The 14,962-nt window shown below is 50.7% G+C and carries 13 protein-coding genes; 3 read left to right on the forward strand and 10 right to left on the reverse strand.

Translation table 11 applies throughout. From position 1 onward, the window contains the following. Position 1 precedes the first annotated feature (1 nt). The gene (locus EZJ49_RS12430; protein ID WP_262552482.1) at positions 2-910 is read left to right on the forward strand and encodes a porin family protein; all 909 of its coding nucleotides are present in this window, start codon (positions 2-4) and stop codon (positions 908-910) included. Here EZJ49_RS12430 and EZJ49_RS12435 read toward each other — a convergent pair. The 10 genes from EZJ49_RS12435 to EZJ49_RS12480 all read right to left on the reverse strand — a co-directional run bounded on the left by EZJ49_RS12435 (position 882) and on the right by EZJ49_RS12480 (position 12,451). Further along, the gene (locus EZJ49_RS12435; protein ID WP_262552483.1) at positions 882-3,491 is read right to left on the reverse strand and encodes an ATP-binding protein; all 2,610 of its coding nucleotides are present in this window, start codon (positions 3,489-3,491) and stop codon (positions 882-884) included. The genes EZJ49_RS12430 and EZJ49_RS12435 overlap by 29 nt on opposite strands. Next, positions 3,478-5,694, reverse strand: coding sequence for a RelA/SpoT family protein (locus EZJ49_RS12440; RefSeq protein ID WP_262552484.1), 2,217 nt, complete (start codon positions 5,692-5,694; stop codon positions 3,478-3,480). Before EZJ49_RS12440 ends, EZJ49_RS12435 begins: the two co-directional genes overlap by 14 nt. A 164-nt stretch (positions 5,695-5,858) precedes the next feature. Further along, positions 5,859-6,098, reverse strand: a complete 240-nt coding sequence (gene rpoZ / locus EZJ49_RS12445; RefSeq protein ID WP_262552485.1) for a DNA-directed RNA polymerase subunit omega — start codon at positions 6,096-6,098, stop codon at positions 5,859-5,861. Positions 6,099-6,134: 36 nt separating this feature from the next. After that, positions 6,135-6,692, reverse strand: a complete 558-nt coding sequence (gene gmk, locus EZJ49_RS12450) for a guanylate kinase (protein WP_262552486.1) — start codon at positions 6,690-6,692, stop codon at positions 6,135-6,137. 2 nt (positions 6,693-6,694) lie between these two features. Next, entirely contained in the window at positions 6,695-7,573 is an 879-nt protein-coding gene (locus EZJ49_RS12455; RefSeq protein WP_262552487.1) for a YicC/YloC family endoribonuclease, read from the reverse strand. Between the two features lie 36 nt (positions 7,574-7,609). Further along, a complete protein-coding gene (miaA, locus tag EZJ49_RS12460) occupies positions 7,610-8,536 on the reverse strand; it encodes a tRNA (adenosine(37)-N6)-dimethylallyltransferase MiaA (protein ID WP_262552488.1) in 927 nt (308 codons plus the stop codon). Continuing rightward, the gene (gene mutL / locus EZJ49_RS12465; protein ID WP_262552489.1) at positions 8,537-10,390 is read right to left on the reverse strand and encodes a DNA mismatch repair endonuclease MutL; all 1,854 of its coding nucleotides are present in this window, start codon (positions 10,388-10,390) and stop codon (positions 8,537-8,539) included. A gap of 64 nt (positions 10,391-10,454) precedes the next feature. Continuing rightward, the gene (locus EZJ49_RS12470; protein ID WP_262552490.1) at positions 10,455-11,297 is read right to left on the reverse strand and encodes an SH3 domain-containing protein; all 843 of its coding nucleotides are present in this window, start codon (positions 11,295-11,297) and stop codon (positions 10,455-10,457) included. Further along, on the reverse strand, positions 11,272-11,967 hold the full coding sequence (locus tag EZJ49_RS12475; protein ID WP_262552491.1) for a polyprenol monophosphomannose synthase: 696 nt from the start codon (positions 11,965-11,967) through the stop codon (positions 11,272-11,274). Before EZJ49_RS12475 ends, EZJ49_RS12470 begins: the two co-directional genes overlap by 26 nt. A gap of 43 nt (positions 11,968-12,010) precedes the next feature. Beyond that, complete coding sequence (locus tag EZJ49_RS12480) at positions 12,011-12,451, reverse strand: hypothetical protein (RefSeq protein ID WP_262552492.1); 441 nt, start codon at positions 12,449-12,451, stop codon at positions 12,011-12,013. A 79-nt stretch (positions 12,452-12,530) separates the two neighbouring features. Here EZJ49_RS12480 and EZJ49_RS12485 point away from each other — a divergent pair, with 79 nt between their 5' ends. Next, positions 12,531-13,190 carry a hypothetical protein gene (locus EZJ49_RS12485; RefSeq protein ID WP_262552493.1) on the forward strand — a complete coding sequence of 220 codons (660 nt, stop codon included), beginning with the start codon at positions 12,531-12,533 and terminating at the stop codon, positions 13,188-13,190. Positions 13,191-13,233: 43 nt separating this feature from the next. Beyond that, positions 13,234-14,961, forward strand: coding sequence for an autotransporter assembly complex protein TamA (locus EZJ49_RS12490; RefSeq protein WP_262552494.1), 1,728 nt, complete (start codon positions 13,234-13,236; stop codon positions 14,959-14,961). Position 14,962 lies beyond the last annotated feature (1 nt).

Consider the following 14,962-nt stretch of genomic DNA (forward strand, 5'->3'; position numbering starts at 1 on the left):
CGTGATTTTCAGAGCCCGCCTTTTTACCATCTGCCTGCTTCTTAGTTTTTCTTCTGCGTCCTTTGCCGCCACCGTATCCGCCGTCAAAGGACAACGTGTTCTGATCAACCTGGATGGTGATACCGCCGAAGTGGGCGATGAATTTTATCTGATCAATCCGGACACACATAAACGCATCGCCATCATTCGTATTAAACAAATTAAACCGGGAAAAGCCCTGGGTGATGTTCTGCGCGGAAAGGCCGTCAGCGGTTCTACCCTGCAAGCCAAAGCCCCGTCTTCAATGAGTGCCGATGTCACCTCCCCTTCTGAATCCAGCAGCAGTGTCAGCAACAGTTCGGGCTTCCTGCGTGTCCTGAAAGACTCCTGGGGTGTGACCGGAGGTTACCTGATGTCCACGATGGATGCGGATATCACCTATCGTGATCCTGGTTTTGGCACTGTTTTAAAAACCTCCGCCAGCATGGCCGGAAGTGGTTTTGGCGTGGGTGGCTTTTATGATTATGCTCTGAACTCCAGTCTGGTGGGCCGTGGCGCTGCTGGCATTGAACAGTTCAATGTCACGGGTTCCGCATCGTCGGCTGGCTGTCAGAGCAGTACAAACTGTGATGCCAAGATCAACTACCTGTCTTTGTATGGGCTCTTGAAATGGTATCCTTTGCAGGACAAGTACCGCGTCTGGGTGGGCGGTGGCATGGGCTATCTGCTGGCGCTTTCCAAAAGCAGCAGCGCTTTGAATGAATCACAAATTTCCACCAATCAGGTTTTCACTGTCGGTGGCGGCGTGGATGTACAGATGAGCCGCAAAAACTATGTCCCCATCAGCATCGAATACAATATGTTCCCGCCTTCAGACACCGTCAAAGCCAGCATGATTTCCATCAAAGCCGGCTGGGCCTGGAATCTTTAGGAAGCCAAATCACAAAACGTGTCTTCGGCGAACTGTCGTCCAGATAGAACTTCCCGTCGTGGGCCTGAATAATCCCCTGAGAAATACTCAACCCCAGCCCCACACCCTTGCCGACTTCTTTGGTCGTAAAGAATGGCTCCATGATTTTTTCCTTTAAGAAAGGTGGCACTCCCGCCCCGGAATCAGTCACGGAAATTTCCACGCCGTTCTTACGGGCCGCAGCCTCAATCACCACACGACGCTCAGAACATCCCGCCACGGCATCTGCCGCATTGTTAAGAAGATTCAAGAGCACCTGGGAAATCTGATATGGACGAACAAAAACCTCCAGATGAGGCTCCAAACGAGTCACCAGCTCAATGCCCTCGCTTTTGAATTTATCCGCACAGAAGGCCAGCGTGTCCTCCACGATGGCCTCCACCACCACCTGCTCTTTACCACCCTGATCAGATTCCCGTGCATAAGAGCGCAGGCCTTTGACAATTTTGGCAATGCGATTGGTGGTCGATTCGGCCACTTCCAGACGCTTCTGCACTTCCATGTCCGAAGCCAGTCCGCGCGTGCTTAAAAGTCTGCGCAAAACACTTAAGTGACCGTTGATGATGGTCAGCGGATTGTTGATTTCGTGAGCGATCCCCGCCGCCATCTCCCCTAACGAGGCCAGACGCGAAGACGTGATGATTTTGGTTTCCTGCTCTTTTAGCTGCCGTTCTTTCAGACGTTTTTGCGTCACGTCCTCAACCACCGCCAGATAGCCTGTTGTATGGCCTTTTTCATCGACGACTTTTCCAACGGACAGCGTGCCTTCAAAACGACGACCGTCACGTCCCACAAACACCCAGTCCGAAGCGGTGTTGTAACCCAGGGTAAACATGGCTTCAATCAGGTCCACTAATCCCGGCAAAGGCCGGCCCATTTCCTTTTCCATTTTCATGCGGAACAAAGTCATGTCCTGATGATCATGGAACAAGGCGAGCACCGCTTTCCCGGCCAGTTCTTCGGATTTCCATCCGGTCAAAGATTCCGCAGAACTGTTCATTTCACGGATAATGCCGTTTTCATCCAACGAAACCATCATCAGGGGTGTCGCATCCATCGCTGCGGACTTCCAGTCCGCCACGGCCCGGGCTCTTTTTCCCAGTTCAGTGGCGCGGTTATAAAAGCTTAACGCCAACCCCAGCAAAACTGTAATGCTGACCCCGAAAACCAAAACCATTTGCGGCAGTGCCGAAGTGTTCTGACGAATCACCCCGCTTGTCGGAGTAAAGGAAATGACCCAGTTCACACCCAAATTACTGTAACGAACCTGCGATGCCCAATCCCGGGAAAAAACCGGGTCCCATTCATAACTGCGATAGACCTCTTTACCGTCCTGAAGAATCGACACATGATAACCTTCAGTGCGCGCGAAGCGGTCAATGAAGGTCTTAAGATCCATCGCTGCCGTAACCACACCCAGGAACTTCTGATTGCTCATCACAGGCACCAGAATTCCAAATCCCCGTCCGCCGGATTTCATTTCAAAGACCCGGGACACACGCGGCTGCCCGCTGACACGGACTTCTTCCAATGCCTGCGAAATTTCCTCAGAACGCCCCATCGTGTTGTTCAAAATGGTTTTACTGAAATCATCCAGCGGATAAAGCCAGCGCATGGTCAGCTTCGGGTCCGCCCACATCAGGCGACGAATGCCCTTGAACTCCTCGTAATAAAACTTGGCATCCAGTCGCCACATGTTTTCATTGTCATAAGCTCCGGCGGCCATACGACGGGCCATGTGCCCCAAAGCTTTTTCCAGTGGTATAAAAGATCCGTCCAACTTGATTTTAAAACCCTCGGCCCGGACCGCCGTGACACTGCGGTTCCTTTCGATGTCCTTAAACAGCAACAGCTGCCAGATGATCACAGACAACAGGACACCGATCTGCACCACATAAATTGGCACGGTGGCCGTTCGTCCGTCTTCTTCACCACGGACATTGATGCGCACTTTCCAAATCTGGGCGGTCGCCAGAAATATAAAACACAGGGCGGAATGAATCGCCATGCGCGAAAAATTACCCCAGCCGTATTCAGAGCTAAAGTTCAGGAAATATCCCAGAAAACCCAGAAGACCAAACCCAAACACCAAAGAACTCATGGTGACTTTCGCCATGCGCTTGGCGTAAGTGCTGCCAATGGAAAGATCCGACAGACTTAAAAGCAAAAAGCACACAGCCGTGCTGATCGCCATGCGCCCAGGGGCGCTGACCCCCATGGAATAAAAGGCCGGGACAAAAAGCTGATCAATCCCGAAATCAAAACCCGTCAGATACTCCAGCAACGTCAAAGCAGACAACAATCCGACAAAGACACTAAGATACTTGGCCAGCCTGTGAAACTTCCCCTGCTGAATCAGAAATGACAGGCTGATCAGGAAAAAACTGATGGCGGTGTTCACCACCATCGGGGCAAAGTCCTCGCGCACCTGAACCGCAGAAGCGCTTTGAATCACCCAGCCCAACAGCACCACGCAGGCCACTGTCAAAACTGACAGCGCCAGCACGTAATGCAAATTTCGTTTTAATTTAGTGAATAACACGGGTGACTCCAATGATCCCCTTGATCTTCTGAATCTCGAATATCGCCTGATTCAGCTGACTGGAGTCACGGACACTGACCTCAAAATTACAAACCGCTTTTTTATCCTTGGTGGTGCGAATCTGCGCGGACTGGATATTGATCCCCTGTTGCGCAAACGCCTCGGACATCAGCTTCAACAACCCCGGCACGTCCTGAGAAACGATCTTCAGGCGCACGATGCGCTCCTGACCTTCCCCGGCCTGCTTCACATTCCAGGTCACATCCACTTTGCGTAATTGATCAAATTCAAAAGCCTTGCGACAGTCACTACGGTGAATGGAAATACCACGTCCCCGACTGATAAATCCGACAATCGGGTCCCCCGGAATCGGATGGCAGCATTTCGCATAGTGCACCAGCACGTCGTCCATTCCATCCACACTGATCAGGGAATTGGTCTTGCGCGTTTTCTGAGTCGCCGCGCGCATGACCTTTTCCATAAAGCTGGAATCTTCGGTCTTGGCAGCTTCCTTGGCGATATTTTCCGGGGAAAGTCTTTCCACCAAAATACGCGTTTCCAGCTTTCCGTAACCGACCGTGACATACAATTCATCCAGATCCGCCAAACCGTGATCTTTCAAGTACGACTCAAAGACCGGGCCTTTCAGATACTTCACCGCAGCCATGCCAAACTTGCGGAACTCTTTTTCGACAAGCTCCTTGCCCAGCATGATTGCACGACGGCGCTGTTCTTCTTTTACGAAGGCGCGGATTTTGGATTTGGCTTTATTGGTAACAACAAACTTCAGCCAGTCTTTCGATGGCACCTGCGTTTTGGAGGTCACAACCTCCACCGTATCCCCGTTTTGCAGCTGGTATTTCAGCGGCACCATGCGCCCGTTCACGCGGGCTCCGACAATGCGGTTCCCCAGTTCCGTGTGCACAGCAAAGGCAAAGTCCACCGGTGTGGCCCCTTCCGGGAACTCACGCACATCACCTGTGGGCGTAAAGACATAAATTTCAGTTTCAAACAAATCGGTTTTAACGGTATCCAGGAATTCATCCGGATTGCGCACATTTTGATGCCAGCTCACCAGATCACGCAGCCAGTTCGCCTGCTGCAAATCACCGTCATCCACCATCTTGCCGCGTTCTTTATATTTCCAGTGTGCGGCGATCCCTTTTTCCGCCACCAGATGCATTTCCTGTGTACGGATCTGAATTTCGATTCGCTCCCCACCCGGGCCCATCACCGTGGTGTGCAAAGACTGATAGTTATTGGTCTTTGGCATGGCGATGAAATCCTTAAATCGCCCCGGGATCGGTTTCCATAACGAGTGCACCAGTCCCAGCGCCGCATAACATTCCGCCACGGAATCCACCAGCACACGGAACGCCAGTACGTCATAAACCTGATCGTAGTCGATGTTACGTGATTGCATTTTACGATAGATGGACCACAAGTGCTTTGAACGTCCATACACTTCAAAGCGGAAGCCCGCCTTGGTCAGCTCTTTACCGATCAGCTGCTTAACCTCTTCGATGTAGCGATTCTGTTCGGATTCAGACTTTTTGATTTGTTGAACCAGCTCGTAATACATGTCCGGGCGGTAGTACCGGAAGCAAAGATCTTCCAGTTCAATCTTCAGCGCACTGATACCCATGCGCCCCGCCAGCGGACAGTAAATTTCCAAAGTCTCAAGAGCAATGCGCTCCTGCTTTTCAAACGGCATGAAGTTCAGCGTTCGCATGTTGTGCAAACGGTCCGCGAGTTTCACTAAAACCACGCGCACATCTTTACCCATGGCCACGATCATCTTGCGAATGTTTTCGCCCTGCTTTTCGTGACTGTTTTTGAATTTCATCTGGCCGATCTTGGTCACGCCATCCACCAGATGCGCAATCACATCCCCGAATTCACGACGGATGTCCTCCAAAGTGGCTGCGGTGTCTTCAACAGTGTCATGCAAAAGACCTGTGGCAATTGTATCCAAATCCAAATGGAAATCCGCAAGAATGGCCGCGACAGAAAGAGGATGAGAAATGTATGGCTCTCCGCTGCGGCGAATTTGACCTTCGTGCATTTTCTCTGAAAACGAATATGCTTTTTCAATAACTTTCAGATCCGCATTCGGATAGTAAGCACGAATGCGAATCAGGAGATCTTCGACTGTTTTGACCGGCTTATTGGATAAGCCATCCTCTTTCAGGAGACTAAACATATAAGTTAGCCTACCTGAAATAAATTACTAATTTTACTGGTTTTTTGCCGACTCGCCCAAAGTGGAGACCGGTTCATCTTTAGGGACCCTTAAAACGCAAAAAAGGGAGGCTTTTGACCTCCCTTTTCATCTTCCCCCGAGGGGAAATCGCATTTTGTCAGGGACTACTTGTTCAAGTCCTTTTCGATCTGACGAATTGCTTCTGTGGCTTCCAAACTTTCCTGGTAACCCACGTTGCCCATTGCCACTTCACGCAAAGAGCTGACGATGTATTTGTTGCTACGAGTGGAAACTGTTGCTTCCGCTCCTTTAAGAAGTTGCTTCGCTCTCTTAGCCACCATTAGGACAAGAGCAAATCTGTTAGGAACTTTTTCCAAGCAATCTTCAACGGTTACACGAGCCATTACGCCTCCGAAAAAATATATCTGGCTAAATTACTGCTAAGTTAGCAATTTTTCAACGATTTTTTTGAATTCCGCGTAGGATTGCTCAAACACGTCGTTTACGATCTGATAATCGAACTTAGAGGCCTCTTGGATCTCTTTTTCCGCATTGGCCATACGAACCTCGATGTCCGCTGGCACCTTCCCGTCCCTTTTCTCGATTCTGCGGCGCAGCTCGTCAATGGATGGTGGGTGGATAAAGATGGTCTTGGCGTCCTCAAACTTGGATTTAAAGGTCACAACCCCTTGGATATCAATATCCATAATCGCGGTTTTATCCTGCTTCCAAGCCGATTCCAAAGACTCAAAAGAAGTGCCGTAAAAGTTGGTATGAACCTTCGCCCACTCAACAAAGAAGCCCTGTTTGATTTTGGCTTCAAAATCCTCGTGAGTGATGAAGTTATAGGGTTGTCCCTCGGACTCCCCTTTGCGCATGGAGCGCGTTGTGAAAGTAATAATATCCACCAAACGGGCATCTTCCCGAGTGATCCTTTCAACAAAGCTGCTTTTTCCTGCGCCACTTGGAGCGGCGACGATAATCATGCGCGTTTTCATAATTACTGTACGTTTTGTACCTGTTCTCTAAGTCTTTCAATAAGGGTTTTAGCTTCTACCACAGCCGATGTGATCTTGGCTACCTGAGACTTTGACCCGATCGTATTCACTTCGCGCAGCAGCTCCTGGGTGTAGAAATCAAGTTTCTTCCCTTCGGCCTGTTGCGCCCCCACCAACTGACGGTAGTTTTTGATATGTTCCGCCAGACGGGTCAGTTCCTCATTGATGTCAGCCTTTTCCAGCTGAATCACGATTTCCTGGGACAAACGAGTGCTGTCGATTTCATTGCCTTTAAGTCGGGCGCGGATTTTTTGTTCGTAGCGATCCTGAAGTTGTGCATTGGCTTCCCCGCGCAACTCACTGATAACCTTGATCTGTTTTTCCAAAGACAGAAGAAGTTTTTGAAGATCCTTCTGCAGGAACTTGCCTTCACGCGAGCGTTCCTTGTCACAATTGGAACACGCCTGGGTAAAAGCTTTCTTCAGAATCTTATCTTCACCGCTGAACAGTTCATAGCTGTCCTCGATTTTGATAATTTCCGGCAGACGCGCCAAAGCTTCAAGATGAACATTCATGGGAACGCCCAACTCTTTGGACAGATGTTTGTAAGCCGCCATATATTTTTTGGCCAGCGCATCGTTCACGGTCATCTGCGCCTTGGTCGCCACATTTTTCACACGGCGGGATACGAAAATATCCACGGTCCCGCGCAACAAAGTCGCGCCCAGAACCTTCTTCAACTCCCCTTCATAGGGAACAAATTCTCTTGGCAAATGAAATCGCGGCTCCAAAAAACGACCGTTCACGGAACGGATGCTCACTTCCACAGTGACGTCTTTGGTCTGAACTCTTGCGGTGCCGTACCCAGTCATACTTTTCATAATTACCTCTATTCTCGACTTGCCCCTGAATCAGGGTCAAGGTTTGAGAAATTTCTCGACCACGGCTCTTGCCTCTGCAAAACCCGAACTTCCATCAAACCACTGAATCTCGCTGTCTCGTTGAAACCAGGTTCTCTGCCTTTTGGCGAGCTGATGTGTGTTTTTCACGATCTCTTCAAAGAGCTGTTCTTGATTCAGTGTTCCTTTTAAAAAATCCAATGTCTCTTTGTAACCCACACTGCTCATCGGGGCCCACGCAGCAAGACCTTCATCGAGAAGCCCCTGCACCTCGGCCACCAGTCCGGCCTGCATCATATTCTGCACTCGCACCCGGATGCGCTCCCGCAAAACCTCGCGGTCCCACTGCGGGCCGATCTTCAACAACGGATACGGAAACGGCGCACGCTGAACTTCAAATTCCCGTTGAATCTGGGTGACACTTTTTCCCTGACTGCGAATCAGCTCCACCGCTCGCCCGATCCGATACCGGTCCGAAAGATGAATCTTGGCACCGTATTCAGGGTCCGCCGCTGTCATTTCCGCATGCAGGCGTACAGCACCCTCTTCTGTTTGCAGTTCCTCTGCAACCTGACTTTGGATTTCCGCAGGCACTGGAATTACCGGGTACATGCCTTTTTCGATGGCCATAAAATAAAAACCTGTGCCGCCCACGACAAACACCGGTTTTTCTTCAGGAATATTTTTTAAGGCCTCGTAAAAATCACGGCAGTAATTTCCCGCAGTCATTTCCTCTGGTGCGGAAACGTAATCCAGCAGATAATGCGGCACCAAAGCCTGCTCTGCTTTCGAGGGCTTGGCCGATCCGATATCCAATTTTTTATAAACCTGAACCGAATCACAGTTCACAATCACGCCATCAAATTCCCGGGCAAGATTCAACGCCCACTCCGACTTTCCAGTCGCGGTTGCGCCCACTACAAAGATCACGTGCCTCTGTGCCATCTAAACAATTCGTCCGAAATCTTTTTCCAGTTTATAGAACGGATATTCCACGCTGACCGGACGTCCATGCGGGCAGAAACTGGAAAGCGGGAACATATCCATATCACGCAAAAGATTTCTCATCTGATCATGGCTCAGGGACTGCCCGGCTCGCACCACAGAATGGCAGGCCATCGTCGCGCAAATATCACCCACCGTGCGTTCCAAAGAATAACTGCCGCCCTGATCGACGATCTCGGTTGCCATTTTATCCAGAACGGCACTGAGGCTGGATTCCTTGATCATCAACGGAGCCGCCTTCACGCCGACCGTTCCCGGCCCCAGCGCTTCAATATGCACGCCCAGTCGTTCGATCTCTTTCCCCATCGCCAACAGCGCCTCCACTTTTTCCGGAGACATGTCAATTGCCAGTGGGAACAGGAAGTCCTGAATATCAATCTTGCCGCCCTTCCAGGCGGTCATCAGCTTTTCAAACACCACTCGTTCATGGGCCGCGTGCTGATCGACAAAAACAATTTTTTCCCGGGACTGGGTCACAATGTAAGTCAAATTTGCCTGGCCCAAAACCTCCAGCGAGGACCAATAGCCCATCGGGGCTTCCGTCGCAGAGCTCGAAGTCATCGCCGGAGCAAAGCTTTCACGATCACTGGCCGCTTCCGCCAGGGCCTGATACGTCGTCTGCGGTTGCTGCACTGAAGACGGAGAAACGGACTTGGGGAAGTTGAATTCTTTTTTCTGGAACTGAGTCACATCCAAAGACTTATCCTGAAAGCTCAGATTTTGCTGAGGCATGGACGCCATCACCGCATGCCCGGCAACAGGTGCCGTCGCCGGAATCGTACTTTCCGTGTTGCGCACAATCCAGGGCGCTTGTTCCAAAGTGCTGCGCAAAGCACCTGCCACCGCACGGAAGGCCAGTGAAGGCTCCTGGAATTTCACCTGAGATTTGGTCGGGTGAATATTCACATCCACACAATCCGGATCTGTTTCCACCCACACGGCCGCAATCGGATATTCCCCGTGCATCAGCAGATTTCGGTAAGCTTCGTTCACCGCGGCTTGCAGACTGCGATCCTGAATCCAGCGATTCTGCGCAAACAGCCAGATATTTTTAGAGGTCTTCGCCACATTGTGAGGATCAGCAAACACCGCATAGGCGCGCACATTTTCACGCACGGCCTCACCTTCAAAGAGCGGTTTGATTTCAAGAATTTGTTCCACCCGGTCCTTGCGATTTTTGCAAGCAGGCCAGAAGGAAACCAGTTTGCCGTTTTCCTGAATGCGGAATTCCACATCGAAATGGGACAGAGCCATCGCCTTCAAAGTTGTTTTGATTGCGGTGTTTTCCGCCGAATCTGATTTCAGGAATTTCAAACGTGCCGGCGTGTTGTCAAAAAGGTTTTCAATCAGGATCGTCGTGCCCTGCGAACCGCCGACTTTATCAAGATCTTTTTTTCGTCCGTATTCACTGATCAACTGATGGGCCTGTTCGTCCCCTTCACGGCGCGAAGTCAGCGTCAACTTGCTGACCGCGGCGATACTGGCCAGAGCCTCCCCACGGAATCCAAAAGTGCGCAGGCTCCAAAGGTCATCGGTTTTTGAAATTTTACTGGTGGCGAATCGTTCCAGAGCTTTGGGCAGATCTTCCGGTGACATGCCTTTGCCGTTATCAATAACTTTGACAATACGGCCTCCGTCGAAAAACTCCACGTGCACGCGGGTCGCACCGGCGTCTATGCTGTTTTCAACAAGTTCCTTGACCAAATGAGCCGGACGCTCCACCACCTCGCCTGCGGCGATTTGGTCCACTACTTCAGGAGATAAAATCTGAATCGACATAGGGGGAATTTGCATGAGCTCCCCCCTCAAGTCAAAGGTCCATCAAAAGGTACCTGCTTACTTTTTCCGAAGCTGCGCGTCAGAAATCGTGGGAAAAACTCAGGCCGAACGCGAGGTACTTAGTGCGCTCCCAGTAGTATTTTGCGTCGCCGCGCAAGGACCAGCTTCCCATGCGAACAGCCGCCCCAAGGTCAAAGACAGCTCCCAAGGTCATGTCGTCGGCGGAATAACTTACCGTCGAGCCGCTGCTGGGAACATCCAGATTGAAGTGCGAATATTTAAACATCGGCCCAAACCCATAGAAGAAAAGCATATTTTTCCCCTGAGGCATCACCGTCTGCAAAAGGAAGTCGGCAATAAAAATAAATCCGTCGGCCGAACGTTTGGTGTAATCCTGATAGTAAGACGGGGCCCCGAAGAAAAATAAAAGATTGGCGTCGGTGTAAATTTCGCCCGTGAACATGGTGTTAAAACCGTGAATCTTTGCTCCATAGAAAAGCAGTCCGTCTGTGCGCTCTTTGCCCAGGGTGTCTTCCATGTAGTTTGTATATTGCAAAACAGGCCCGCGATAACGAGTTGCAAAGAAAGGCTTCTTGCGCTTTTCTTCCTGCTCGGGTTTCGTTTTTTCAGGAATGGCCACCTTGATAACCCCGGGCTTCACATCGGTGTCTGCAATCCACCCGGTGTATCCCGGCTTCAGACGGATCTTGTAAAACGGACCTTTTTTCTTGGTGGAAACACTGTAAACACCACCCAACTTCAAAGTGGAAATAACTGGCGCATCGAAATCCGCATCCTGATAAACCATCGCGCCTTCAATAACGACGGTCGCCTGCTGTGCCTGAGCCCACACGCTCAACGGCAACAGCCACACCAGCAGCAGAGCAGCCAAAGCCCTATTTAAAACGCATGAGCCAAACACGATAGAACGCCTCTAGTACGATCTTCAGGGACATTTTACTTTGTCCAACACGACGGTCTTCAAAAACAATCGGAGACTCGGCCCCTTTGAAGCCCTTTTTCAAAGCCTTGTACTTCAGTTCAATCTGGAAGCTATAGCCATTGGATTCCACAGAGGACAAATCAATTCCATGCAGAACCTCCTTCTTCCACGCATTGAAGCCGCCCGTCCAGTCATTCAGCGGGAAACCCAAAATCATGCGTGAATAAATTCCGCCCCCGCGGGAGATGATTTTGCGGATGATGCCCCAATTCACGGTGCGGCCACCCGGCACATAACGTGAACCCACAGCAAAATCATTGGCCTGCATCGTCTTTAACAAAGGCCCCAGGTCCTCCGGTCGGTGGGAAAAATCCGCATCCATCTCAACGATGCCTTCAAAGCCATGATCCATGGCCCAGCGAAAACCCGCAATATAAGCTTTCCCCAACCCCTGCTTGCCCGGACGGGAAAGCAAATGAAGCTGCGGCATGCTTTTTTGCATTTCACGTACAATAGCACCCGTCCCATCCGGAGAGTTGTCATCAACAACCAGGATTTCCACGCCCAGACTCCGGGCAAAGATGGCAGGCACGAGCGCCTGAATGTTTTCTTTTTCATTGTACGTAGGAATGACAACCAGATTTTTCATGGCTCTAAGCTGTCATAAAGAGCCCCGACTTGCAATCTTTTGCTCAAATGGATCTGGAGACCAGGCGGCCTTTGCCCTTTTCCTGAAGAGCCTTCGCTTTATCTGCGGGAATTGCGGGCAAATTCAATGGCTTTGCGAGCAAATATTTCGGATCCTGGCGACGTTGATCCAACTGCTCTTTCACTTTGTTTGCAGCTTGTTCCGGATGCTTCAGATACAGAACCGGATCAAACCCGCAAGAGCGGCAAACCACTGACAGTCTCCAGCGAATTTTAACGAACACTTCCGAGATTGCCAGACAGATGACGAAGACAATCAAGACACGCGGGTCATACTGCTGCCAAAGCGCGAACATCAGCACCAGCGAAGCCAGCGCACTGCCCACCACATTCATAAAAGAGATGTTTTTGCGACGATAAATTCGGCGCGGACTTTTGCAAAAGGCACAATAGCAGTTATGACGGGTGTGAAAGAACGACAACATATATCTAGTGTGCCAAAAACAAGGTCCAGAACGAAAGATCAATTTTTGAAAAATGACAAAGCCTTGCTAGAATAGGAGTATGCAAATCATTAAAACAATCCAGTTCGCTTTGATCGCTTGTGCTCTGTTTTCCGCTCCCACCTTGGTCCAGGCCGCTTCCAACGGTTCTGACTATGAAGAGGTCAGCTATGACGATCTTCTGAACGAATTGAGCGCCAAAAAGAACACCATCGCCCGCAAGTCTGAAAGTTCTTTTGACGATGTTCGCCTGCATGCAGGGATTGGTTATGCCAATTCTTTCACGAACATTTCCACTCACAATCAAAACTTCAACCGCCACGCCAACGGCATTCAGTTGTCGCTGGGTATGGATCTGTTTTCCCCGAACTGGTATTCCGAAGGTGTGTTTAAAAACTACGGCGTCACCTCTTCCGGCAACGAGGAAATGACCCTGCGTGAACTGGATTTGAAAATCGGTTACACCAACCGCCTGGAAAGCATCTGGTCTTATTCCATCAGCTCCGGCCTTTCCAACCGCTTCCTGCGTTTTTCAGACTCTTCCAAGGGTATCCATGTGGATGAAACCACCCCTTCCTTGATTGTTTCCACGGGCTTCAGTGCTCAGGTTCACAAGCATCTTTCCATCGGTGCGGAACTAAGTGCCCACACCGCCATGGTGAACAGCACATCTGACAAGAACTCTTTTGACTTCGCGTTCCGCCTAAACACTTCTTTGTAATTCAGAAACTTGCCCGCATGCCCAAGACCTGTTAACTCTAGGCATGCGTTTTTTTTGGTCTCTGCTGTTTTTCTCTACATTTTTTGCGCTCACCTCGCAGGCTGAAACAACCCGTCTGTGCGGCATCCGTATTGAAGGTTCTGAAAAAATTGAATTCAGTGACACCGAACACGACTGGCTTTGCGGTTCAGCAAAAAGCCCGGCCTGGCAGAATATGCCAAATTCCCAACGCATTCTTTTTCTGAAAGGCTTTCTGCAAAGCCGGGGTTATCATCAATCCACATTCACCACCACAGCCGACAGCCTGAACGTGGAGCTGGGGCCCCTTTCCACCTTGCAGTCGCTGGAAGTTCACAATGCCCCGGCACAGTGGAACTGGCGCAAGCGTCGCTATGTCAAGAACCGCCCTTTTACACCGGCGACTTTGGACGAAATCACCAACTGGGCCCGCCGCCGTTTGCAGGAACACGGCCATCCCTGCCCCCGTGTCGATGCGCAGGCCTTGGTACTGGAGGAAAAATTTGATCTTACCGTGCAGCCCGGCCCAGCCTATCACTTTGGAGCCATCATCACTGTCGGCGAAGAGGATTTAAACCCCGCGATTCTGGATCGTTTCTCGGCCTTTTTCCCCGGTGCTCCTTTTGACATCCGCCTGCTGGAAATCACCTCCAACCGTGTATTGCAGGAAGACCTTTACCTTAGCACCTACTACGACATCACCTGCACCGCTAAAGGCGAGGTGGAAATCGTTCGTCGTATGATCCCGGCCAAACCCCGTCTTTTGACTTTCGGGCTGGGATTTGATTCTGAAGGCGGCGCACTGTTTCGCTCGACACTAAAACAAGCCCGTCTGAATGAAACGGCAGACAATCTGGAAGCCTCTTTGTTTACCTCCTTGCTGGAGCAAACTCTGACCGGGAAACATCGTCATTATTTTTCCTCGGATCTGACCTCCCGCCTGCATTTGCTTACAAGCGCTGTGATCAAACGTGAATCAGAAAGCTCTTATGAGGCCATGACCTATCAACTGGGAACAAGTCTGGCCTTTGGCTGGGAAGCTTTACCATATTCTGGCATGGCGCAATTGGGGCCGTTGTTAGAGCGCACCGATGTTATGCGTGGGCCGGAGCCCTATCAAATTGATGCCCTTCGTATCGCCGGAGAAATCAATCTAACCAGTCACCTGTACGAATATTTCCTGACCAATCCGCAAGATGGCTGGAGTGTGACTTTGAATGCATCCTCGCAGGTGCAAGGAGCCCTTTCCAAAGACAACATCCATCGCGTGACCTTGCGCCATCAGGTGATCTGGAATCTGAATGAATGGGATCCACCATTTTTGATTTTAGGCTGGCGAGGCTGGGCCGGAACCTTCCTGCTGCCTGATGGCCTTCATGACAGTCCGGACATTCCGGTCACTCAGCGCTTCTTTCTGGGGGGAGACGCCGACCTGCGTGGCTTTGCCCGTAAACAACTGCCGTCTTCTGACAACGGTTTTTTAACGGTGCTGTATCAGGGGTTGGAACTGCGGGCCAGTGACATTCTTCCTTACAACTTGCAACCGCTGATCTTTGTGGATGCGGCGAAGGCCGGTATTTTGGCTGCGGAACTGGACTCAGCGATTTACTATTCTCCGGGTGTGGGTTTGCGCTGGGGCTCTCCGATTGGAACCATTCGCGGCACCGTGGGACGCGGCTTTGTCGTGGATCGCGACCCCAGCAGTATTGATCCCGGCTATCAATTCTTTATCAGCTTCGGGAAGGAGTTCTAAG

Source organism: Bdellovibrio bacteriovorus (assembly GCF_025558485.1).
Lineage (GTDB): Bacteria > Bdellovibrionota > Bdellovibrionia > Bdellovibrionales > Bdellovibrionaceae > Bdellovibrio > Bdellovibrio bacteriovorus_G.